Genomic DNA, 561 nt, shown 5'->3' with positions numbered 1-561 from the left:
AAAGCGCAGCAATCAAAGACGCGATCCCAGCAGATCAAAAGGTCTTGGTGATTTACGGTGGTGGCTCAATCAAAAAGAACGGCGTATACGACCAAGTAGCAGAAGCGCTCACTGGCCACGAATGGTCTGAGTTTTCTGGTGTAGAACCAAACCCAACAAAAGAAACATTGGATAAAGCGGTCGCTATCGTAAAAGATCAAAACATCGACTTTATTCTTGCTGTTGGTGGTGGTTCGGTTATCGACGGTTCTAAATACGTTGCGGCAGCATCAAAGTACGATGGTGACGGCTGGGACATTATGATCGGTAAGCATCAAGTGACAGAAGCAACACCGCTTGCGGCTATCCTAACGCTACCTGCAACTGGTTCAGAATCCAACATGGGTGCAGTGATTACAAAAGCAGAAACTCAAGACAAACTGCCGTTCATGTCTCCTGCAGTACAGCCTAAGTTTGCAGTGTTAGATCCAGATGTAATGAAAACGCTGCCTGAACGTCAGCTTATTAACGGCATTGTGGATGCGTGGGTACACGTTTGTGAGCAATACATTACACTGCCTA

1 pseudogene is annotated in these 561 nt (G+C 46.3%); it reads left to right on the top strand.

The features are described from left to right. Positions 1–561, top strand: a pseudogene (locus R7Z77_RS24580) (iron-containing alcohol dehydrogenase); the annotation flags it as partial.

Source organism: Vibrio sp. 1401 (genome assembly GCF_033340295.1).
The sequence above is the reverse complement of the archived record's forward strand: the minus strand, read 5'-3'. Positions and strand labels throughout refer to the sequence as shown.